The organism is Bacteroides sp. NSJ-48, from assembly GCF_014287405.1.
Lineage (GTDB): Bacteria > Bacteroidota > Bacteroidia > Bacteroidales > Bacteroidaceae > Bacteroides > Bacteroides stercoris.
The window spans coordinates 1-22327 of sequence record NZ_JACOOD010000024.1 but is presented as its reverse complement, the minus strand read 5'-3'; the positions used below and the strand labels follow the sequence as shown (position 1 = coordinate 22327).

Annotated in this window: 19 protein-coding genes and 1 riboswitch; of the genes, 12 read left to right on the top strand and 7 right to left on the bottom strand. The window is 48.7% G+C overall.

The window, feature by feature from the left end:
• Position 1: 1 nt before the first annotated feature.
• From H8S52_RS12050 to H8S52_RS12040, 3 genes are all read right to left on the bottom strand, one after another.
• A complete protein-coding gene (locus tag H8S52_RS12050) occupies positions 2–382 on the bottom strand; it encodes a TraR/DksA C4-type zinc finger protein (protein ID WP_005654117.1) in 381 nt (126 codons plus the stop codon).
• 33 nt (positions 383–415) lie between these two features.
• The gene (ileS, locus tag H8S52_RS12045) at positions 416–3904 is read right to left on the bottom strand and encodes an isoleucine--tRNA ligase (protein WP_117954595.1); all 3489 of its coding nucleotides are present in this window, start codon (positions 3902–3904) and stop codon (positions 416–418) included.
• 181 nt (positions 3905–4085) lie between these two features.
• On the bottom strand, positions 4086–5621 hold the full coding sequence (locus H8S52_RS12040; RefSeq protein WP_005654113.1) for a carbon-nitrogen hydrolase family protein: 1536 nt from the start codon (positions 5619–5621) through the stop codon (positions 4086–4088).
• 141 nt (positions 5622–5762) lie between these two features.
• On the opposite strand from H8S52_RS12040, the gene H8S52_RS12035 reads away from it, so the two are divergent.
• A complete protein-coding gene (locus H8S52_RS12035; protein WP_118939797.1) occupies positions 5763–6956 on the top strand; it encodes an ectonucleotide pyrophosphatase/phosphodiesterase in 1194 nt (397 codons plus the stop codon).
• Between the two features lie 247 nt (positions 6957–7203).
• Here H8S52_RS12035 and xylE read toward each other — a convergent pair whose 3' ends face one another.
• The 4 genes from xylE to H8S52_RS12015 form a co-directional block, all read right to left on the bottom strand.
• Positions 7204–8679, bottom strand: a complete 1476-nt coding sequence (gene xylE / locus H8S52_RS12030) for a D-xylose transporter XylE (RefSeq protein WP_022103427.1) — start codon at positions 8677–8679, stop codon at positions 7204–7206.
• Between the two features lie 165 nt (positions 8680–8844).
• Positions 8845–10161, bottom strand: coding sequence for a xylose isomerase (gene xylA, locus H8S52_RS12025; protein ID WP_034536238.1), 1317 nt, complete (start codon positions 10159–10161; stop codon positions 8845–8847).
• 263 nt (positions 10162–10424) lie between these two features.
• Complete coding sequence (locus tag H8S52_RS12020) at positions 10425–11918, bottom strand: xylulokinase (protein ID WP_151870553.1); 1494 nt, start codon at positions 11916–11918, stop codon at positions 10425–10427.
• A gap of 67 nt (positions 11919–11985) precedes the next feature.
• Positions 11986–12717, bottom strand: a complete 732-nt coding sequence (locus tag H8S52_RS12015) for an NUDIX domain-containing protein (RefSeq protein ID WP_060385105.1) — start codon at positions 12715–12717, stop codon at positions 11986–11988.
• Positions 12718–13110: 393 nt separating this feature from the next.
• On the opposite strand from H8S52_RS12015, the gene fabD reads away from it, so the two are divergent.
• The 11 genes from fabD to H8S52_RS11960 all read left to right on the top strand — a co-directional run bounded on the left by fabD (position 13111) and on the right by H8S52_RS11960 (position 22101).
• The gene (fabD, locus tag H8S52_RS12010; protein WP_016662660.1) at positions 13111–13998 is read left to right on the top strand and encodes an ACP S-malonyltransferase; all 888 of its coding nucleotides are present in this window, start codon (positions 13111–13113) and stop codon (positions 13996–13998) included.
• An 80-nt stretch (positions 13999–14078) separates the two neighbouring features.
• A complete protein-coding gene (locus H8S52_RS12005; protein ID WP_186909903.1) occupies positions 14079–14606 on the top strand; it encodes a hypothetical protein in 528 nt (175 codons plus the stop codon).
• Positions 14607–14694: 88 nt separating this feature from the next.
• A riboswitch (TPP riboswitch) is annotated at positions 14695–14785 on the top strand.
• A 67-nt stretch (positions 14786–14852) separates the two neighbouring features.
• Complete coding sequence (thiS, locus tag H8S52_RS12000; protein ID WP_005654098.1) at positions 14853–15050, top strand: sulfur carrier protein ThiS; 198 nt, start codon at positions 14853–14855, stop codon at positions 15048–15050.
• A 3-nt stretch (positions 15051–15053) separates the two neighbouring features.
• Complete coding sequence (locus H8S52_RS11995) at positions 15054–15707, top strand: thiamine phosphate synthase (protein WP_117742409.1); 654 nt, start codon at positions 15054–15056, stop codon at positions 15705–15707.
• Between the two features lie 20 nt (positions 15708–15727).
• Positions 15728–16504 (top strand): thiazole synthase, encoded by a 777-nt coding sequence (locus H8S52_RS11990; protein ID WP_016662663.1) that lies wholly within the window; start codon positions 15728–15730, stop codon positions 16502–16504.
• A gap of 22 nt (positions 16505–16526) precedes the next feature.
• Positions 16527–18215 carry a phosphomethylpyrimidine synthase ThiC gene (thiC, locus tag H8S52_RS11985; protein WP_117857143.1) on the top strand — a complete coding sequence of 563 codons (1689 nt, stop codon included), beginning with the start codon at positions 16527–16529 and terminating at the stop codon, positions 18213–18215.
• Between the two features lie 187 nt (positions 18216–18402).
• Positions 18403–19530, top strand: coding sequence for a 2-iminoacetate synthase ThiH (gene thiH / locus H8S52_RS11980; RefSeq protein ID WP_005654091.1), 1128 nt, complete (start codon positions 18403–18405; stop codon positions 19528–19530).
• Positions 19531–19560: 30 nt separating this feature from the next.
• Positions 19561–20256: a HesA/MoeB/ThiF family protein gene (locus H8S52_RS11975; protein WP_117906268.1), complete on the top strand. Its 696-nt coding sequence runs from the start codon at positions 19561–19563 to the stop codon at positions 20254–20256.
• A gap of 15 nt (positions 20257–20271) precedes the next feature.
• Positions 20272–20865 (top strand): thiamine phosphate synthase, encoded by a 594-nt coding sequence (locus H8S52_RS11970; protein WP_117906267.1) that lies wholly within the window; start codon positions 20272–20274, stop codon positions 20863–20865.
• Positions 20866–20885: 20 nt separating this feature from the next.
• Positions 20886–21788 carry a bifunctional hydroxymethylpyrimidine kinase/phosphomethylpyrimidine kinase gene (thiD, locus tag H8S52_RS11965; RefSeq protein ID WP_186909902.1) on the top strand — a complete coding sequence of 301 codons (903 nt, stop codon included), beginning with the start codon at positions 20886–20888 and terminating at the stop codon, positions 21786–21788.
• Between the two features lie 88 nt (positions 21789–21876).
• Positions 21877–22101, top strand: a complete 225-nt coding sequence (locus H8S52_RS11960; RefSeq protein WP_186909901.1) for a DUF4248 domain-containing protein — start codon at positions 21877–21879, stop codon at positions 22099–22101.
• Positions 22102–22327: the final 226 nt, after the last annotated feature.

Sequence of the window (22327 nt, the reverse complement as noted above, 5' to 3'; positions counted from 1 at the left end):
CTTATTTCTTGCCGTTGTTTTTAGCTTCGATGCTCAATGTAGCATGAGGCACTGCACGCAGACGTTCGGCAGGAATCAGCTTGCCTGTTTCGCGACAGATACCATACGTTTTGTTCTCGATGCGTACCAAAGCGGCCTGCAATCCTTGGATAAACTTCAACTGGCGTTGTGCCAGACGGGTCGTTTCTTCCTTGGACAAGGTGTTTGCCCCTTCTTCCAGCACTTTGTACGTTGGAGATGTGTCGTCGGTGTCATTACCGTCCGCACCTGTCAGGCTGGCTTTCAGCAACTCATAGTCGCGTTGCGCCAACTCCAACTTTTCCAGAATAATGGCGCGGAATTCTTCCAATTCCGCATCCGAGTATCTTGTCTTTTCTGCCATAACTTTACGTGTTTAATCGTTAGTATTAATAATTCATTCTTTCACAACGCTTACATACAGTCTGAAATCGTCGAATTCGAGTTCCGTTCCGTCTTCCACGTGGTCCGTCAGCGTCAGTGATGTTCCTAAAACCTGGTTACAAATATAGTCTTTATATTCATTTACCGCATCATCCGTTTGCGGATTTTTTGATAATGTAATCTTTATTTTGTCCGTTATCTCAAAGCCGCTCGACTTGCGGATATTCTGGATGCGGTTCACCAATTCGCGGGCAATACCCTCGCGGCGAAGCTCTTCGGTGATGGTAACTTCCAAAGCTACAGTCAGCTTGCCTTCATTGGCCACCAGCCAACCCGGAATGTCTTCACTGAAGATTTCCACGTCGGATGTCTCGATTACGGCTTCCGCACCGTCCAGATTCAGCGTATAGGAACCGTTCTTTTCCAGCTCGGCAATGGCTTCCTGCGGCATTCCGGCAACGGCTGCGGCAACGGCTTTCATCTGCTTGCCGAATTTCGGGCCCAGCTTCTTGAAGTCGCACTTCACTTTCTTCACAAGCACACCGGCTGCACCGTCCACAAACTTGATTTCCTTTACGTTCACCTCGTTCATGATAAGTGTTTTTACGGCTTCGATGTGGGCGCGTTGCTCTTCGTCCACTACCGGAACCATGATGCACTGTAGCGGTTGGCGGACTTTGATGTTCACCTTACGGCGCAGCGCCAATACCATAGAAGTAACGTCCTGTGCCATTTGCATGCGTGCTTCCAGCTCCTTGTCTATCATCTCTTCCTTGCATTCGGGGAATTTTGCCAGATGAACGGAAACAACGTTGTCGCGTCCGGTAGCTGCCGTCAGGTCCGAATAGAGCATATCGGCATAGAACGGAGCAATAGGCGCCATCAGTTTAGCTACGGTTTCCAGACACGTATAGAGCGTTTGGAATGCGGACAGCTTATCCTGCGTCATGCCGCCGCCCCAGAAACGTTTGCGGTTCAGGCGGACGTACCAGTTGGAGAGGTTGTCGTTCACGAAGTCCGAAATCAGTCGTCCGGCTTTGGTAGGCTCATATTCGTTGTAGCAGTTATCCACATCCTTCACCAATGTGTTCAGCACGGAGATAATCCAGCGGTCTATTTCCGGACGTTCCGCCATGGGCACATCAGCTTCCTTGTATTCAAATCCGTCCACGTTGGCATAGAGGGCGAAGAAAGAATACGTATTATACAGGGTTCCGAAGAATTTGCGGCGCACCTCTTCCACTCCGTCTACGTCGAACTTCAGGTTGTCCCACGGAGAAGAATTGGTAATCATGTACCAGCGCAAGGGGTCGGAACCGTATTTCTCGATGGTAGAGAACGGGTCTACGGCATTGCCCAAACGCTTGGACATCTTGTTGCCGTTCTTGTCGAGTACCAGACCGTTCGATATGACGGCTTTATAGGATATGCTGTCGAACACCATTGTGGCGATGGCATGCAGGGTAAAGAACCAGCCGCGTGTCTGGTCCACACCTTCTGCGATGAAATCGGCGGGATATACCTGGTGGCTGTCCAACAGTTCCTTGTTCTCGAACGGATAGTGTATCTGCGCATACGGCATGGAGCCGGAGTCGAACCATACGTCAATCAAATCCGATTCGCGCTTCATGGGTTTGCCGGCTTTGGAAACAAGGACAATGTCATCTACATAAGGACGGTGAAGGTCTATCTTGTCGTAGTTTTCCTGCGTGTACACGCCCGGCTGGAAACCTTTGTCCTTATAAGGATTGGATGCCATCAGTCCCGCAGCTACGGATTTCTCTATCTCGTTGTAAAGCTCCTCTACGGATTCGATACATTTTTCCTCGTCACCGTCTTCCGTGCGCCAGATAGGCAACGGAGTACCCCAGTAGCGCGAACGGCTCAGGTTCCAGTCGTTCAAGTTCTCCAGCCACTTGCCGAAGCGTCCCGTACCGGTACTTTCCGGTTTCCAGTTGATGGTCTTGTTCAACTCTATCATACGCTCCTTGCAGGCGGTACTGCGGATAAACCAGCTATCCAGCGGATAGTACAACACCGGTTTGTCCGTACGCCAGCAATGCGGATAGTTGTGCACGTGCTTCTCTATCTTGAATGCCTGGTTGGCAGCCTTCATCATCATACATATATATATGTCGAGAGTCTCGGCGGCCTGAGCGGCTTTTTCGTCATACTTGCCGTCGACGGTGAATTGCGGGTCGTAGGCATTCTTCACCCAACGTCCCTGGTATTCTTTGTAGGCATCTACATCGACACACTCTTTTACGAATCTTTCGTCCAGCTCGTCCAGCAGATAGAACTTACCGGTAAGGTCCACCATGGGACGGGTCTCGCCGCGCTTGTTAATCATGAACAGAGAAGGAATGCCTGCCGCACGGGCTACGAAAGCATCGTCCGCACCGAATGTGGGAGCGATGTGTACGATACCCGTACCGTCTTCCGTGGTTACATAATCGCCGAGGATTACACGGAAGCCTTTGTCGCTGACGCTCCAGTTGCCGTCGTTGTCCACCTCTACCGGTTTCACCCACGGAATGAGTTGTTCGTATTCCATTCCTGCCAAGTCCGGACCTTTGTACTCGCCTACAATCTTGAACGGGATAAGTTTGTCTCCCGGCTTATAATCCTCTAATGCAAGCTCTTCCGCTTTTTTATTGAAGTGAGTATAGAGCAATGCTTTGGCAAGTACCACGGTCATCTTCTCGCCCGTATAGCCGTTGTAGGTCTGTACGGCCACGTAGTCTATTTTCGGGCCTACGCAGAGAGCGGTGTTCGAGGGCAGTGTCCACGGAGTCGTAGTCCATGCCAGGAAATAAGGAGTACCCCACTCCGCCATTTCGGGTTTCGGGTTCTTCATCTTGAACTGTCCCACTACGGTTGTATCCTTTACATCGCGGTAGCAACCGGGCTGGTTCAGCTCGTGCGAACTCAAGCCTGTTCCCGCAGCCGGTGAATACGGCTGTATGGTATATCCTTTATAAAGGAGTCCTTTCTTGTGAAGTTGCTTCAACAGCCACCACAACGTTTCGATGTAACGGTTGTCATAGGTGATGTAGGGATTCTGCATATCCACCCAATAACCCATTTTGTGGGTAAGGTCTTCCCACTCCTTGGTAAATTTCATTACATCCTTGCGACAGGCGGCATTGTATTCGGCAACGGAAATAGTCTTGCCGATATCTTCTTTGGTGATGCCGAGCGCCTTTTCCACACCCAGTTCCACAGGAAGCCCGTGTGTGTCCCATCCGGCTTTGCGCTTCACCTGGAAGCCCTTCATGGTTTTGTAGCGGCAGAAAATATCCTTAATGGAGCGCGCCATTACATGGTGAATACCCGGCATGCCATTGGCCGAGGGCGGTCCTTCGAAAAACACGAAAGAAGGACAACCTTCACGTTCTGTCATACTCTTGGCGAAAACCTGGTTTTCGTCCCATTTCTTCAACACTTCCTTGTTTATTTCCGAAAGGTCAAACTTTGAATATTCGGCAAACTTCTTACCCATCTTGATATTTACGATTTGACTATTTACGATTTACTATTTTTCCTGAAGATAGCCCGGAAAGGCTTTTCCGGTGCTTTCCGATGCTATCCTCTTTATTTTAAGGGTGCAAATTTACAAAAAAGTTAGAGAAAAGAGATTTTTGAGCGGATAATTTTAAGATGAGCCGCCCGCGTCTCTCGCTTTACTTCTTCATTTTCACTTCATACAAGTCGTTTCTGCGATCTTTCAGGTTGCGGACGCTGCCATAGGTATGCAGTTCGTTGAGCAAGTCCAGATCCACATCGGACACCAGAATCATTTCGGTGTTCGGAGTTGCCTCGGCACGCTTTCCGTCGGTAGGGAAAGCGAAGTCGCAGGGGGTGAACACACCCGACTGGGCATACTGTATGTCCATGTTGTGTACACGGGGAAGGTTGCCCACACTGCCTGCTATGACCACAAAACACTCGTTCTCGATGGCGCGGGCATGGGCGCATACCTTAACGCGCGAATAGGCGTTCTGCGTATCGGTAAGGAAAGGAACGAACAGTATCTGCATGCCCTGGTCTGCCATGATGCGCGAAAGCTCCGGGAACTCCACGTCATAACATATCAGCACACCGATTTTGGCGCAGTCCGTATCGAATGTCTGCAAGGATTTGCCGCCACTCAATCCCCAGCTCTTGATTTCGTCGGGAGTGACGTGTATCTTTTCGTACATTTCGTACGTTCCGTCGCGGCGGCAAAGGAAACCTACGTTGTACAAACGTCCGTCCTCTTCCTTGATAAGCGGCATGCTGCCCGTAATGATATTGATGTTGTAGCTGATGGCCAGCTTCACAAACCGCTCTCTAATTTCGTTGGTGTAAGCCGCCAGTCCGCGGATGGCTTCCGACTCTCCCTCGTCATTGAATTTGGCCATCAGCGGCGCATTGAAGTATTCGGGGAAGAGAACGAAGTCGCTCTTGTAGTCGGAAACGGCATCTACGAAGAACTCCACCTGCTCGAACAAATCGTCCAGCGTCTTGTAAGTACGCATCTGCCACTGCACCAGACCGACGCGCACCGTCGTTTTCGGACTTACATACTCCTGTGTAGGCGCCTGGTAATAGATATTGTCCCATTGGAGCAGGCAGGCATAATGCTTGGATTCCTCATCATTGGGAAGATAGTTGCGCATCACCTTGCGCACATGGAAGTCGTTGCTCAACTGGAACGTCAGCACCGGGTCGTATATCTCCTTCTGCTTTACCTTATCTATATATTCCTTAGGGCGCAACTGGTCGGCATACTTATGATAGTTGGGAATGCGCCCGCCAAACATGATGGCTTTCAAATTCAGTGTTTCGCAGATTTCCTTGCGGTATTCGTACATACGGCGTGCCAGGCGCAGTCCGCGGTATTGCGGATGGATAAACACTTCGATGCCGTAAAGGATATTTCCTTTGGGATTGTGCGTATTGAAAGTTTCCTTGCCCGTAACCTGGGCATAGGTGTGGTCGTTCTTCACATCGTCGTAATTCACGATAATGGAGAGTGCACACCCCACTATCTTTTCATCGACCACCGTTACAATCTGCCCTTCCGGAAAGATGCGGATGAGTTTCTCTATCTGCTTGTGCGTCCAGAAAACATCGCTTCCATCCGAATAGACGCGTGTGAATGATTGTGCCAACTGGTCGTAATCTTCTATCTGCAGGTTACGTATCTGTACCTTATTAATTTTAATTTCGTCCATAATTTTTGTGTTATACCTGAGTTTAAAACGGTGCAAAGTTACAGTTTTACTTATACATTAATCCCTATGGGATATGATTTTTTCCTACCTTTGCTGCCAAAACAACATTTATCTCTGTAAACGTTAAATATAGATTGAGATATGCAAAGATTTATCACACTGGCATTCAGTGCCTTGCTTTTGCTATCGCTGAATGCGGCAACTCCCGAAACACATTACACCGTTATTGTTTCACTCGACGGTTTCCGCTGGGACTATCCCGACATGTATAAGACTCCCAACCTGGACCGCATGGCGGCAGACGGGGTAAAGGCCGTGATGCTTCCCTCCTATCCTGCCTCTACGTTTCCCAATCACTATACGCTGGCCACGGGATTGGTTCCCGACCATCACGGCATAATCAACAATACTTTTTGGGATGTAAAGAACAGACGCCAGTATTCCATGGGAGACTCCGCCACCCGCAACAATCCGGAATACTACTTGGGGGAACCGATATGGATAACGGCCCAGAAACAAGGCGTAAAAACCGGCAATATGTACTGGGTAGGCTCGGATATTGCGATTAAAAAGTCTCATCCCACTTATTACAGACCTTGGAACGCCAAGCCTTTTCTGACTTTTGAACAACGGATAGACACGGTGCTCACCTGGTTGCAAAAGCCCGAGCCGGAGCGTCCCAGACTCATCATGCTATATTTTGAAGAGCCCGACGGAAGCGGACATCACAACGGCCCGTGCAGTTTGCCTACCGGTGCGGTGGTCCAACACATGGACAGCCTTGTGGGGGTATTAAGAAAAAAGATAGAAGCTCTTCCTTTCGGCGAGGACATCAATCTTATCGTCACGTCGGACCACGGCATGACCGACATCAGTCCCGAACGGGTTGTCAACATAAACGATTATGTAAAACCGGAATGGTGCGAAGTGATAGACGGACGTACACCAACTTCCATATTCTCGAAACCGGAATACCGCGATTCTATCTGCAATGCTCTGAAAAAAGCAGCTCACATCCGTGTGTGGAAAAAAGAAGAGATTCCCGCCGAACTGCATTATGGCAGCAGCGACCGTATAGGCGATATCGTAGTGGCTCCTGAACTGGGCTGGCAGTTTACGGACGTGGCACGCGACACCAAAGGCGCTCACGGATATTTTCCCCAAAGCCCCGACATGCAGGTTATGTTTCGGGCCATCGGACCTGATTTCAAGAAAGGTTACATATCCGGAGGATTTGTGAATGTGGACATCTACCCGCTATTGTCGCATCTTCTGCAAATTGTTCCGGAAAAGACAGACGGACGGTTCGAACGGATAAAGGAGATATTACGGTGACAAACAGTTTACTTATAATCAAACGGATACGTGTACCAATTTATTCCACGCTTTGGTACGAGCCGTACCTTAGTAAGGTACACGCCGTACCATTAGGTGAAAGTCGTCGTACCACCTAATGGTATGAGCCGTACCACCGGGTGGTAGGCACCAAAAGTCCGGGACTTCAGACACAAAAGGCTGTGCAATTCCTTTCAGATGAACTGCACAGCCTTTTATATTCTGCCGGATTGAAGTTCCTGCGGACTTATTTCTTTTTCTTCCAAAGTTTGGTCATATCTTCCAGCGTCTTGCCTTTCGTTTCGGGTACAAGCTTCCACACGAAGAGGGCGGCTGCCACGCAGATAATCCCGTAAAGGGCATATGCAAACATATGGCCGAACTTATCTCCCATCTCCCCGAGACGCATATTGTACATCGGCAGGAAAGTAGACGAAACAATAAAGTTGAAAATCCATTGGAATGCCACCGCAATGGCTACCGCAGCGCCACGGATGGTGTTCGGGAAGATTTCGGCAATCAGTACCCAGCAGATAGGTCCCCAACTGAACATGAACGAAGCGCTGTAAACCATGATGCTGATAACGGATATTATTGCCGGCAGTCCTGTTACGACGTTGCACATAGCCACGCCGAAAGCCCCTATCGCCATACCGACAGAGCCGGAAATAAGCAGCGGCTTGCGTCCCCATTTTTCAACCGTGAACACAGCCAGCAAGGTAAAGAGGATATTGACAACGCCCATGAGCACGGTTTGTACCATCGGATTGGCCATGCCCATTGTCTCGAATATGCGCGGAGCGAAATAAAGCACGGCATTGATGCCGACAGCTTGCTGGAATACGCTCAGCATGATACCGATAAAGATAACCATCCAGCCGTAGGTAAAGAGTCTTTCTGTTTTTTCTTCGGTGGTTGCCTTGATTTCCGCAAGGATTACCTTTGCCTGAGAAGCGCCGTTGATACGGCTCAACACATTCAGCGCCCTTTCGTCCTTACCGCACATGGCAAGATAACGCGGCGTTTCCGGCACCAGCAACACCAACAGAGCAAACAATCCGGCAGGAACGGCTTCGCTGACGAACATCAGTCGCCACCCCGTCTCCGTGGTCCATGCGGCAGCTTCGGGATTCATTATCTGATTTACTCCGTTAACGAGGTCTATCACCGGATTGGCATGACTGCCCAGAATAAGGAAGTTGACAAAGTAAACCACCAACTGACCGAAGATAATGGCAAACTGATTCCACGACACCAGTGTTCCGCGAATGTTGCTCGGAGCGATTTCGGCAATGTACATCGGACAAATGGCGGAAGCCAGCCCCACACCTATACCGCCCAAGACACGGTAGAAATTGAAAGCCACCAGAAGAGAATAGGAAGGAACGCCATGCTCAAAGAACAGGAATTCGGGATAATAGGAACCCAGCGCCGACAAGAAGAACAGGATACCTGCCAAAAAGAGAGAGTTTTTACGGCCCAATCCGGATGCAAAAAATCCGGAAACGGCGCTACCTATGATACAGCCTATCAATGCGCTGGATGATGTGATGCCGTGTATCGCGTCTGTGTATTCAAAATCGGCTCCCATGAAGAAAGCTTGAAGTCCCTTTTCTGCGCCGGAGATAACTGCCGTATCGTAACCGAAAAGCAGACCGCCAATGACAGCCACGAGCACAATCGAAAAGAGATAGAGCTTGCTGCCTTTTTCTGTATAATTCATGATAATAGTGGTTAGGAGTTAGTGATTAGCGGTTAGTGATTAGTGATGAGCGATGAGCGATGAGTGATTAATGGTCAGTAATTTAGTGATAATTGCTTATTCCCCATCTTTTATCACTAACCAATAATCGCTAATCACTCATCGCTAACCACTAACCGCTATTTATCAGCAATACATATTTACGATTGCTTCGTACAATTCTTGTTTGCCGCTGGTCTGTTTCGGTTCGCCGTTAGCTTTTGCGTAGGCTACGACATCTTCCAGTGTCAGCTTGCCTTCCTCGAATTCCTTACCCTTGCCGCTGTCGAAAGAAGCGTAGCGGTCGGCAAGCATCTTCTTGTAAGGAGACTCTTCGAGCAGTTTGGCTGCGCTTTCCAATGCACGTGCCATTACGTCCATACCTGCGATGTGAGCAATGAAGATGTCCTCAAGGTCGGTAGAGTTACGGCGTGTCTTGGCGTCGAAGTTTGTACCGCCGTCACCGAAGCCGCCGTTGCGGATGATTTGCATCATGGCTTGTGTCAGCTCGTAGTTGTCGATAGGGAACTGGTCTGTATCCCAGCCGTTCTGGTAGTCACCGCGGTTGGCATCGATAGAACCCAGCATACCGTTGTCTACTGCTACGGCAAGTTCATGTTCGAAAGTATGGCCTGCCAGCGTGGCGTGGTTCACTTCGATATTCACTTTGAAGTCTTTGTCCAGACCGTGGGCTTTCAGGAAGCCTACAACCGTTTCCGTGTCTACGTCATATTGATGCTTGGTCGGTTCCATCGGCTTCGGCTCAATCAGGAACGTACCCTTGAAGCCGCGTGCACGGGCATAGTCGCGTGCAATGGTCAGCATCTGTGCAAGGTGTTCCTTTTCGCGCTTCTGGTCGGTATTCAGCAAAGACATATAGCCTTCGCGTCCACCCCAGAACACGTAGTTCGAACCGCCCAGTTCGATTGTTGCGTCAATGGCATTCTTGATTTGAACGGCAGCGCGGGCCACAACGTCAAAGTCGGGATTGGTAGCGGCACCGTTCATGTAACGTGCATGGCCGAATACGTTGGCAGTACCCCACAACAGCTTGATGCCTGTTTCCTCCTGCTTTTGCTTGGCGTATGCAACGATGGCTTTCAGGTTTGCTTCGTACTCTTCGATTGTATCGGCCTCGTCGCAGAGGTCAACATCGTGGAAGCAGTAATATTCGATGCCCATTTTCTGCATGAACTCGAAACCAGCATCCATTTTGTTCTTGGCAGCCTGCAGTTTATCGGCATCACCGTTCCAGGGGAAATGCTTCGTTCCACCGCCGAACTGGTCGCCACCCTCTGCACAGAGTGTATGCCACCATGCCATAGAGAACTTCAACCAATCTTTCATCTTCTTGCCCATGATTACTTTTTCCGCATCGTAGTAGCGGAATGCCATAGGATTCTTACTTTCTTTACCTTCGAATTTGATTTTTCCTATTCCGGGAAAATACTCTTTTGTTGCCATAATGATTAAATGTGTTAATGCGGTAATGCGCCGATGTGCTGACAACGGGCACATTACCAGCGGGTTAATTGTTACTGTTGTTTTATTTTTGTTTACTTTTTTACTTTCAATATCTGTTTCAATCTTCTTCAAGAAGCATTTTATTCTGTTTCTCTGGAATTTCTTTCCGGTCTGTTTTCCTTTTTATTCGTTGCATAGACGCTCCTCATAAAAAACAGCAAGCCGGTCTCAAAAAGAACTTTCCGAAGAATGCAGAATAAAACTTAAGCAGGCCGTAAGCTCTGCATCAGATATTGTTTCCAGCGCGCATAGGCATCGGCATATGCCTGACGGTCGGTTTGTCCGGGCTCGATGATTTCGAGCTTCTCGAGCGTAGCAAAGGCTTCGTTGTTGTCTTTATAGATGCCCGCACCGATACCTGCACCTTTGGCTGCACCTACCGAACCGTCGGTGTCGTACAGTTCGATAACGGCACCCGTTACGCCTGCCAGCGTTTCGCGGAACAGCGGACTGAGGAACATATTGGCTTTGCCCGCATGGATTTTCTGTACGGGAATGCCCATCTGCTCCATAATGTCGATACCATACTTGAAAGAGAATACGATACCTTCCTGTGCCGCACGGATAATATGTTGCTTGCCGTGCTGGTTGAAGTTGACTCCTTGAATGGAACAGCCCGTTTCCCTGTTTTCCAGCATACGTTCGGCACCGTTGCCAAAAGGCAGGATGCTGATACCGGCGCTTCCGATAGGCGCCTGGGCGGCAAGAACATTCATGTCACTGTAAGAAATGCCTTCGGGAGCAACGGTGCGCTTCACCCACGAGTTGAGGATACCCGTACCGTTGATGCACAAAAGTACGCCGAGGCGGGTTTGTTCCGCCGTGTGATTGACGTGCGCAAAGGTATTGACACGCGATTTCGGGTCGTAGTTCACCTCACCGTTCACACCGTAAACCACCCCCGAAGTACCCGCTGTGGATGCTATTTCACCGGGGTTGAATACGTTCAGCGACAATGCGTTGTTGGGTTGGTCGCCGGCACGGTATGTGACAGGCGTTCCCTCTTTCAGCCCCAACTCCTGTGCGGCAGCGGCGTTTACACGGCCTTGCTCGGAGAATGTAGGTCTGATGTCGGCTATCAGCGAGGAATCGAAACCGTAATATTTCATCAGGAAGTCTGCTACCCGGTTGTTCTTAAAATCCCAGAACATGCCTTCGGACAGTCCGGAGACTGTAGTGCAGATTGTGCCGCTCAGTTTCATGGCAATATAATCGCCCGGCAGCATAATCTTGTATATCTTTTCATAGACAGCCGGTTCATTCTCCTTTATCCAGGCAAGTTTGGACGCGGTGAAGTTCCCCGGAGAATTGAGCAGATGCGAGAGGCATAACTCCTCGCCCAGCGTTTCAAATGCTTTTTGTCCGTAAGGAACGGCTCTGGAATCGCACCAGATGATTGCAGGACGCAATACCTTTTGGTCTTTGTCCACGCACACCAATCCGTGCATCTGGTAAGAGATACCGATGGCTTTGATGTCTGCCGCATCCACACGCGCATCCGCCAATACGGCTTGCGTTGCCAGCTTCAGGTTTTCCCACCAGTTTTCAGGGTTCTGTTCCGCCCATCCCGGCTTCACGGCTATGATTTCCGCTTCCGTCTTCGGGAAGAATGCGGAAGATACGCACTTACCGCTTTCTGCATTTACCAAGCTCGCTTTAACGGACGAGCTGCCGATGTCATATCCTAATAAATACATGTCTTTGAGTTTATATTGTTAAATTTTCGATTTATTCCGTATCAGGTTTTGAATTCAGGTGTCTTGCCTACCGCCTTACCTTATTATATATCTTCTTGTCGAACCGGTAATACCGTGCCGCACGATGGGCAACTCCTTGCTGCTTCTCTTCCAAAGGAACCACATACTCCATAAGAGCTATCTTTTTGTGGAAATTGCGCACATCTATCTGTTTCCCGTACAAGAGTTCATACAGCGTACGGAGCTGGGATGCGGTGAACTTACGCGGAAGCAGGTCGAAAAGAGAGGACGGGTTGAACTCGATATACTGGCGGATGTAGGTTATCGCCTCTTTTATGATAAGGTTGTGGTCGAAAGCCAGTGCTTTGATATCCGGCAAGGCAACCCAATTTGCCATATACTCGTCCAGACCGCGGTTAAGCGTACGGTCTATCTTCACGAGAGAAAGATAAGCGATGGTCACGATACGCTCTACTTTGGACTGCATGGCACGTTCCAGCCAATGCACGTCTCTGGGGTCTTTGGTGCGGTTCTTGGAGCCGAACGCCTTGAACTGCATCAGATTTACGTTCTTAAGTCCCGTCAGTTCATTCAGAACCCGCTGGGCAGCTTCGTCCAAATCTTCGTCCATATAGATCAAACTGCCGGGCAACTTCATATCATGGAAGACTTCACCCTCTTCTTCTCCGGCACGTTTAACCAGCAAGACTTTCAACTGCTCTCCGTCAAAACCAATCACCACACAGTCTACCGAAATATGATTGTTTGCCAACGGCGTATTTTGTTCCACGTTTTGCATAATATTTTCGTTTAAGCGCTGCAAATATAATGAGGTTTTTCAAATATGCAATAAGTAAAAAGGATATTTTTATAATGTTATAAAGCATTATTTTTCAAATATATACATATCGTATATGTTACAATATCATCTTATTGTGTTATCGTATAAAATACAATATGTAATTTAAATCCGTCGCAGCAAGGGGTAATTGTAGCAGATACAATAACTATGAAGTACCTAATTCTTAAGGATTTCTATATCCGTACATTTATCTTGCCAGAGGGGGACATATTGTATTGCAGACGTATTTGAAAAAGGTACATTGCACAAAAAACGCCCTTTTGTGCGGTGGTTATCAGAAAAACCTATACCTTTGCACTACTTTTTATTAAACACTAAAAATAAATGAATATGAAAGCATTTGTATTTCCGGGTCAAGGCGCCCAATTCGTAGGAATGGGTAAAGACCTGTACGAAAATTCGGCTTTGGCCAAAGAACTTTTTGAAAAAGCAAATGATATCCTCGGATATCGTATTACAGATATCATGTTCAACGGTACAGACGAAGATTTGCGCCAGACCAAAGTAACACAGCCTGCCGTATTCCTTCACTCCGTAATCTCCGCACTCTGCATGGGCGATGACTTTAAACCCGAAATGACCGCCGGTCACTCACTTGGTGAGTTCTCCGCATTGGTTGCTGCCGGTGCGTTAAGCTTTGAAGACGGCTTGAAGCTGGTTTATGCCCGTGCCATGGCTATGCAGAAAGCCTGTGAGGCACAGCCTTCTACAATGGCTGCCATTATCGCTTTGCCGGATGAAAAAGTGGAAGAAATCTGTGCACAGGTTAGTGCCGAAGGTGAAGTTTGCGTAGCTGCCAACTACAACTGTCCGGGACAAATCGTTATTTCCGGTTCTATCGAAGGCATCAACAAAGCTTGCGAACTGATGAAAGCTGCCGGAGCAAAACGTGCTTTGCCTTTGAAAGTAGGCGGTGCATTCCACTCTCCGTTGATGAACCCTGCCAAAGTTGAACTGGAAGCGGCTATCAACGCAACCGAGTTCCACACTCCGAAGTGCCCTGTATATCAGAATGTGGATGCCCTTCCTCATACCGACCCTGCTGAAATCAAGAAAAATCTTGTTGCACAACTGACAGCTTCCGTACGCTGGACTCAAACAGTCAAGAATATGGTTGCCGATGGTGCCACCGACTTTACGGAATGCGGTCCGGGTGCAGTACTGCAAGGACTTATCAAGAAAATCGACGGCAATGTATCGGCTCACGGCATTGCATAACCGATAAAAGACAGTTAAACGCGAAAGGGGGGCTATTCAAAAAAACGATAGTCCCTTTTTCATTTTTTCAGGATATACTTATGTCGAAATTGGAAGAATTCAGAAAAGCTTTGGACGTTCCTATCCGTAATCTGTCGGTAGACATGTTGGTACAGGAAATTTGTCATCAGCCGGAATGCTTCGAAGCTATGTATCGGCTGATGTCGGACGAAAAACAAAGTGTTGCGTGGCGGGCGACATGGGTATGCGAGAAGCTGAGCGAAATACATCCAGCCTGGTTTATCCCGCTGTACGATGACCTCGTCTACCGTTTATCGGATTGCAAACATCAGGGCTCCAAACGCCTGTTGCTGTCTATATTATACAACCTGCCGGTAACCGTTCCCGTTTCCGTTGAACTGCTTAATTATTCTCTGGACCATATGTTATCCCTGCAGGAAAGCATCGGCGTACAATCCCTTTCCATACGCATGGCTTACCGGCTTTGTAAACACGAACCGGAGCTGTTAAGTGAATTAAAGCTTATATTGGAGCATGCCAATACCGAATTTTATTCGACTGGTGTCAAAACTGCCATTCGGAACATCCTGAAGAAAATAAAGAAATAACAGTTCTACCGCCCTTGATAACAACTTAATAAATAAAAAATCCCCTTCTTTTCTTTTTTATCTCCTATTTTCCCTTACCTTTGTCACCGTAAAGACAAAGGGGTGCCCCGACGGGCTGAGATTATACCCTCGAACCTGATGCAGTTAGTACTGCCGTAGGAATTGGATATTTTTTCTTCTTAGAACTTACCTTTACGGTACTTCTTTGTATTTACTTCCATTGTTTTATTTAACAGAAACAGAAACATGAAAGTATCAATCAACAACAAGGAAGTGGAAACCGATGCCGTTACCCTCTTACAACTCACAACCGAGCTTTCCTTACCGGCGCAGGGCGTGGCCGTTGCTGCCAATAACCGTATGATTCCACGTACGGAATGGGCGGATTATGCTCTGTCCGAAGGAATATCCATCGTAATAATAAAAGCTGCCTGCGGCGGATAGGCTATGGAAAAGGTTCAGTTCATTACACATTATACCGAAAGGTATTCTTACCTCGACTCCGCCCGCATGGCTTTGGAAGGCGGTTGCCGCTGGATACAGCTACGTATGAAAGATGCGGCGGAAAACGAAATACTGCCCGTAGCCGCGGAAGTGCGAAAACTCTGCAACGATTATGGCGCCATATTCATCATCGACGACCACGTGGAACTGGTAAAAGAAATCCGGGCGGATGGCGTGCATCTCGGCAAGAACGACATGCCTGTTGCCGAAGCGCGGCGCATACTCGGAGAGGAATATATCATAGGCGGTACAGCCAACACGTACGAAGACGTAAAGAAACATTGGCTCGACGGAGTAAATTACATCGGCTGCGGACCGTTCAGATATACCACCACCAAGCAGAAACTCAGCCCTATTCTGGGTTTGGAAGGATATAAAGAAATTATCCGTCAAATGCGGGCAGATAATATCAACCTGCCTATCGTCGCTATCGGCGGGATTACTTTTGCCGATATTCCGTCTGTCATGCAGACAGGCGTCACGGGCATCGCCCTTTCGGGCACGGTGCTGCGGGCGGATAATCCGGTGGAAGAGATGCAAAGAATTCTTACGGAAACCAATCAGACAGGCAAAATCAACCAAACAGCCAATTACTGAAATAACAAATAAAAAAAGATATGGAGAAATTAATCATTGCGGGACGCGAATTCAACTCCCGTCTGTTTTTGGGAACGGGAAAATTCAATTCCAATGAAATCATGGAACAGTCCATTCTGGCATCCGGTACGGAAATGGTAACAGTAGCCATGAAGCGTATAGAACTGGATAATGAAGAAGACGATATGCTGAAACATATCCGTCATCCGCATATCCAGCTTCTGCCCAATACTTCCGGTGTGCGCACTGCCGAAGAAGCCGTATTTGCCGCGCAAATGGCACGCGAAGCATTCGGAACGAACTGGCTGAAACTGGAAATCCACCCCGACCCGCGTTACCTTCTTCCCGACTCCACCGAAACCTTGAAAGCTACGGAAGAGCTGGTGAAACTGGGGTTCATAGTCCTTCCTTATTGCCAGGCAGACCCCACGCTTTGCAAACGTCTGGAAGAAGCCGGAGCCGCTACCGTCATGCCACTGGGTGCGCCTATCGGCACGAATAAAGGATTACAGACCCGTGACTTCCTTCGGATTATCATCGAGCAGGCAAACGTTCCGGTGGTGGTAGATGCCGGTATCGGTGCTCCCAGCCATGCCGCCGAAGCAATGGAGATGGGCGCTTCTGCCTGCCTGGTCAACACTGCCATTGCTGTAGCGGGCAATCCCGTAACTATGGCCGAAGCCTTCAAGCAAGCCGTAGAAGCCGGACGCACGGCCTATGAAGCCGGATTGGGACTGCAAGCCGACAATTTTGTGGCGGAAGCCAGTTCGCCTCTCACTGCATTTCTCGATGAATGACACACATTATATAATATAAGCTATGAAATCAAGAATAAAATATCCCCGCTCGGAGAAAGTATATCTGCCGGGAACAATCTATCCGGAACTTCGCGTAGGTATGCGCAAAGTAGAGCAAGTGCCCAGTACAACCTTTGCAGGCGAAGAAAAAGTCATTACTCCCAATCCGGACATTTACATTTATGACACCAGCGGTCCGTTCAGCGACCCCGATATAGAAATCGACCTTAAGAAAGGGCTGCCCCGTCTGCGCGAACCCTGGATTCTGCACCGCAACGATGTGGAGCAACTGCCGGAGATTACCTCGGAATACGGCCGCATGCGCCGTGACGACAAGTCGCTCGACCACCTGCGCTTTGAACATATCTCACTACCCTATCGTGCCAAACAGGGCAAATGCTGCACGCAGATGTATTACGCCAAGCAGGGCATCATCACCCCCGAAATGGAATATGTGGCAATCCGCGAGAACATGAACTGTGCCGAATTGGGGATAGAAACGCATATCACTCCCGAATTTGTCCGCCGGGAAATAGCGGAAGGCCGTGCCCTGCTCCCCGCCAACATCAATCACCCCGAAGCCGAGCCCATGATTATCGGCCGTAACTTCCTGGTAAAAATCAATACGAATATCGGTAATTCCGCCACCACTTCAAGCATCGACGAAGAAGTGGAAAAGGCCCTTTGGAGCTGTAAATGGGGCGGTGACACCCTGATGGATTTATCTACCGGAGAAAATATCCACGAAACCCGCGAATGGATTATCCGCAACTGTCCGGTTCCCGTAGGTACGGTTCCCATTTATCAGGCATTGGAGAAAGTGAACGGCAAAGTGGAAGACCTCACGTGGGAGCTCTACCGCGATACCTTGATTGAACAGTGCGAACAAGGCGTGGACTACTTCACCATACACGCTGGTATCCGCCGCCACAACGTACACCTGGCCGACAAGCGTCTGTGCGGCATCGTGAGCCGCGGCGGAAGCATCATGAGCAAATGGTGTCTGGTGCACGACCGCGAAAGCTTTCTGTACGAACATTTCGACGACATCTGCGATATATTGGCGCAATACGATGTAGCCGTTTCCTTGGGCGACGGCCTGCGTCCCGGCTCTACGTACGATGCCAACGACGAAGCGCAGTTTGCCGAACTCGATACCATGGGCGAGCTTGTGCTCCGCGCCTGGGCAAAGAACGTGCAGGCTTTTATCGAAGGACCCGGACACGTGCCCATGCACAAGATTAAGGAGAATATGGAACGCCAGATAGAGAAATGCCACAATGCGCCGTTCTACACGCTCGGCCCGTTGGTTACGGACATTGCACCGGGCTACGACCATATCACTTCGGCTATCGGTGCGGCGCAAATCGGCTGGCTGGGCACGGCCATGCTGTGCTACGTCACCCCGAAGGAGCACCTTGCACTGCCCGACAAAGAAGATGTGCGCACAGGTGTCATCACCTATAAGATAGCCGCCCATGCCGCCGACCTTGCCAAAGGACACCCCGGCGCACAAGTACGCGACAATGCCCTGAGCAAGGCACGCTATGAGTTCCGCTGGAAAGACCAGTTCGACCTGTCGCTCGACCCCGAACGGGCACAGACTTATTTCCGGGCCGGACATCACATCGACGGAGAATACTGCACGATGTGCGGGCCTAACTTCTGCGCAATGCGGTTGTCAAGGGAACTGGGAAAGAAAAAGGAATAACTTGTCAGGCTGGAATACAGAGACAACAGATTTACGTTCAGATAGAAGACAGATTTATTTTCAGACATAAGAACAAAAAGACAAAAGAGAGAAAATATGTTCTTTTGTTCTTATGTCTGAAAAGTAAAATTTCACGTCTTTGTATTCTATCCGTTTCATTAGCGAATTATTTTTATCATAGAATAAAATGTTTTCAGACGAATTAGAGAAAATATCCTGGGAAGAAACGACCCGGCGCATCAATGCCAAAACAGATGCAGACGTGCGTCGTGCCCTATCCAAAGAACATTGTGACGTAGAGGATTTTATGGCACTCATCTCACCGGCTGCCGTCCCCTATCTGGAAACAATGGCACGTTTAAGCAAGAAGTACACGGAAGAGCGTTTCGGAAAAACGATTTCCATGTTTGTGCCGTTGTATATTACGAACTCCTGTACCAACTCGTGCGTGTACTGCGGTTTCCACATCAGCAATCCCATGCCCCGCACCATACTGACGGAAGAGGAGATTGTAAACGAATACAAGGCTATCAAGAAGCTCGCGCCTTTTGAAAACCTGCTGCTGGTTACGGGTGAAAATCCTGCCAAAGCCGGTGTTCCGTACATCGCCCGCGCGCTCGATTTGGCAAAACCTTATTTCAGCAACCTGAAGATTGAGGTAATGCCCCTGAAAGCCGAAGAGTATGCCGAGTTGAAAGAGCATGGCATGAACGGCGTTATCTGTTTTCAGGAAACCTACCACAAGGCAAACTATAACATTTATCACCCGCGCGGCATGAAGTCCAGATTCGAATGGCGTGTCAACGGTTTCGACCGCATGGGGCAGGCAGGCGTACATTCCATCGGCATGGGTGTGCTGATAGGTCTGGAGAAAGAATGGAGAACGGATATCTGTATGATGGCGTATCACCTGCGTTATCTTCAGAAGCATTACTGGAAAACGAAATACAGCGTCAACTTCCCGCGTATGCGTCCTTCGGAAAACGGCGGTTTCCAACCCAATGTGGTAATGAGCGACCGCGAACTGGCACAAGTTACATTTGCCATGCGGATATTCGACCATGATGTGGACATATCCTACTCTACCCGCGAACCGGCTTTCATACGCGACCACATGGCCACTCTGGGAGTCACTACCATGAGCGCGGAAAGCAAAACGGAACCGGGCGGATATTACAGCTATCCGCAGACTTTGGAGCAATTCCACGTCAGCGACGAGCGCAAGGCCGTAGAAGTAGACAAAGCCTTAAAGAGTTTAGGACGCGAACCCGTATGGAAAGACTGGGATGCCAGTTTCGACCTGAAACGGGTTTAAATCCCTTTTTCATAGTTTATAATTCTCATCATGACCCGATACAGCAGACAAATTTCCCTTCCCGAAATCGGAGAAGGCGGACAGGAAAAACTGCATAAGGCAAGAGTTCTGATAGTAGGCGCAGGCGGACTTGGTTCCCCTGCCGCCCTCTACCTTGCAGGTGCAGGAGTAGGTACAATAGGTTTGGCGGACGATGATACGGTCGGTATCAGCAACCTGCAACGCCAGATATTGTATACGGAGAACGAAGTAGGACAGCTTAAGGTACACTGTGCCGCCCAAAGATTGCGGGCTTTGAACGGTAATATAGAAGTGCACGCCCACCCTTTTCGCCTCAACCGGGAGAATGCCCGCCGTCTGATTGCCGATTATGACATCATTGTAGACGGATGCGACAACTTCTCCACCCGTTATCTGATTAGCGACAGTTGCAGCGCACTGCACAAACCGTATGTGTACGGTGCCATCCAGGGCTTTGAAGGGCAAGTCTCCGTATTCTGTTACGGTGATCGGCCCAGGACATACAGGGATTTGTTTCCCGACGAAACCGCAACATTGCAGATGCCCGCTCCCGACAATTCCGTCATAGGCGTTACTCCTGCCGTGGTAGGCAGTGTGGAAGCAAGCGAAACGCTGAAGCTCATTTGCGGCTACGGCGAGGTTTTGGCCGGAAAACTATGGACTGTCGATTTAAGAACCATGCAATCATTCGTTCTTTTACTGTAAAATACCTCGGAAAACATGAAACTGATAACAATTACCCAGCCTGCATTCTTTGAGGGAGAAGCCGAAGCAATCACTTCCCTGTTCGATGCAGGACTTGAGATACTGCATCTCCGGAAACCCGGCGCTTCTTATGAAGACATGGAACAATTATTGAACCGGCTTCCGCCTGAATATCTGAAACGCATCGTCACACACGAGCATTTCCAACTGGCGTCTTTCCGAAATTTGAAAGGCATTCATCTGAACGGACGCAACCCGACAGCACCGGCAGGCTTCACCGGACACATCAGCCGTTCCTGCCATTCGCTGGAAGAAGTCGCCAAATACAAAGCAACATGCGATTACGTATTTCTCAGTCCCATATACGACAGCATTTCCAAAGAAGGATATCCCTCTGCTTATACTACCGACAGTTTGCAAAAGGCGCGGCAGGCAGGCATTATAGACGCTAAAGTAATGGCATTGGGCGGCGTTACGGCAGCGCATTTCCCTGAAATCAGCTCATTGGGCTTCGGCGGTGCGGTCCTTTTGGGAGATATATGGAAACGGACGGGAACGGATTTTATCGGGCATTTCAAGGAATTGCTCCATGCGGCGTCTTTATTTTAACCATCAAATATTTTATTATCATGTCGACTATTCCGGTCATTCTCACCATTGCCGGCTCCGACTGCTCCGGCGGTGCAGGCATACAAGCGGATATTAAAACGATTTCCGCGCTCAAAGGATATGCTGCCTCTGTCATTACTGCCGTTACGGCACAAAACACAATGGGGGTTCAGGCTGTATGCCCTATCCCACCGGACATTGTCCGTGCACAGATAACATCCGTCATGGATGATTTGCAGCCTGTCGCTATCAAGATAGGAATGGTGCACAATGCCGCTATCGTGCACACCGTAGCGGAGTGTTTGCAAAAATTCCGGCCTCGTTTTGTCGTTTATGACCCCGTTATGGTATCCACCAGCGGGCGAAAGCTAATGACGGAAGATACCGTGCGCACCATTCAAGAGGAGTTGTTTCCTCTCTGTTCCCTGATAACCCCCAATTTGGGCGAAGCGTCCCTGCTCCTTTCAAATCCCGTTACGGATATAGAGGAGATGAAACTGGCCGCCTGTGAATTAGCAAACCGCTATCACTGCGCCGTACTGGTAAAGGGCGGTCACTTATCCGGCAATACAATGTGCGATGTACTGTACAACAACGGCCGTTTCAGCCTGTTCGAACAGCAAAAAATAGAGAGCGGCAACCTTCACGGTACGGGATGCACGCTTTCTTCCGCCATCGCTGCCTTTGCCGCCCGCAACAACGGACTTGAAGAAGCTGTCCGTCAAGCCAAAGTTTATATAAGCAAAGCAATTTATCATGGTAAAGACCTGCATATAGGACATGGAAACGGACCTTTGTGCCATTTCTTTTCCGGGGAAATTAATTTTGTTCCCTTAAATTCCACCGAAGAAGTTATCAGAAAATTCCCCCACAAACAACAAGCGGAATATAGAGAGGAAAACTTTCAAGGAGAAACTTCATAATTAAAGCCCGAAATACTTGACAAAGGGTATCTTGATTTCGTATATTTGCATATCGTACAATTGATAACATTAACCTAAAACTTAGCAAATGGCAAAATCTACTTCTTCCTTTTCTGAATTGGCGCAAATATATTTCCCCGGTTGCGCTACTCCCAAAAATGCAGTGCGATGTCTGCAACGCAGCATCAAAAGATGTACAAAATTGGCAACATTGTTGGCAGAAACCGGCTATCTTCCTTACAATCACCGCTGGCTGTCGCCCAAGCAGCAAATGCTTATATTCGAGAATTTGGGTGACCCATACCCTGATTAAGTTCCTAAAACGACATAAAAAAACGGCATTTCACACAGTGATTTGCCGTTTTTTTTGTACTTATAGTTCATAATTTCATTTATAGTCTTAAAACGCCTATTAATAAATTAACGTGAGTTCGAAATAAGAATAAATATATTTCACTTATAATTAGAAACATAGCGATAAAAGTATTAAATTTATAGTGCTGAATTATAACATTTAAACGATTACCACTATGTTTCCA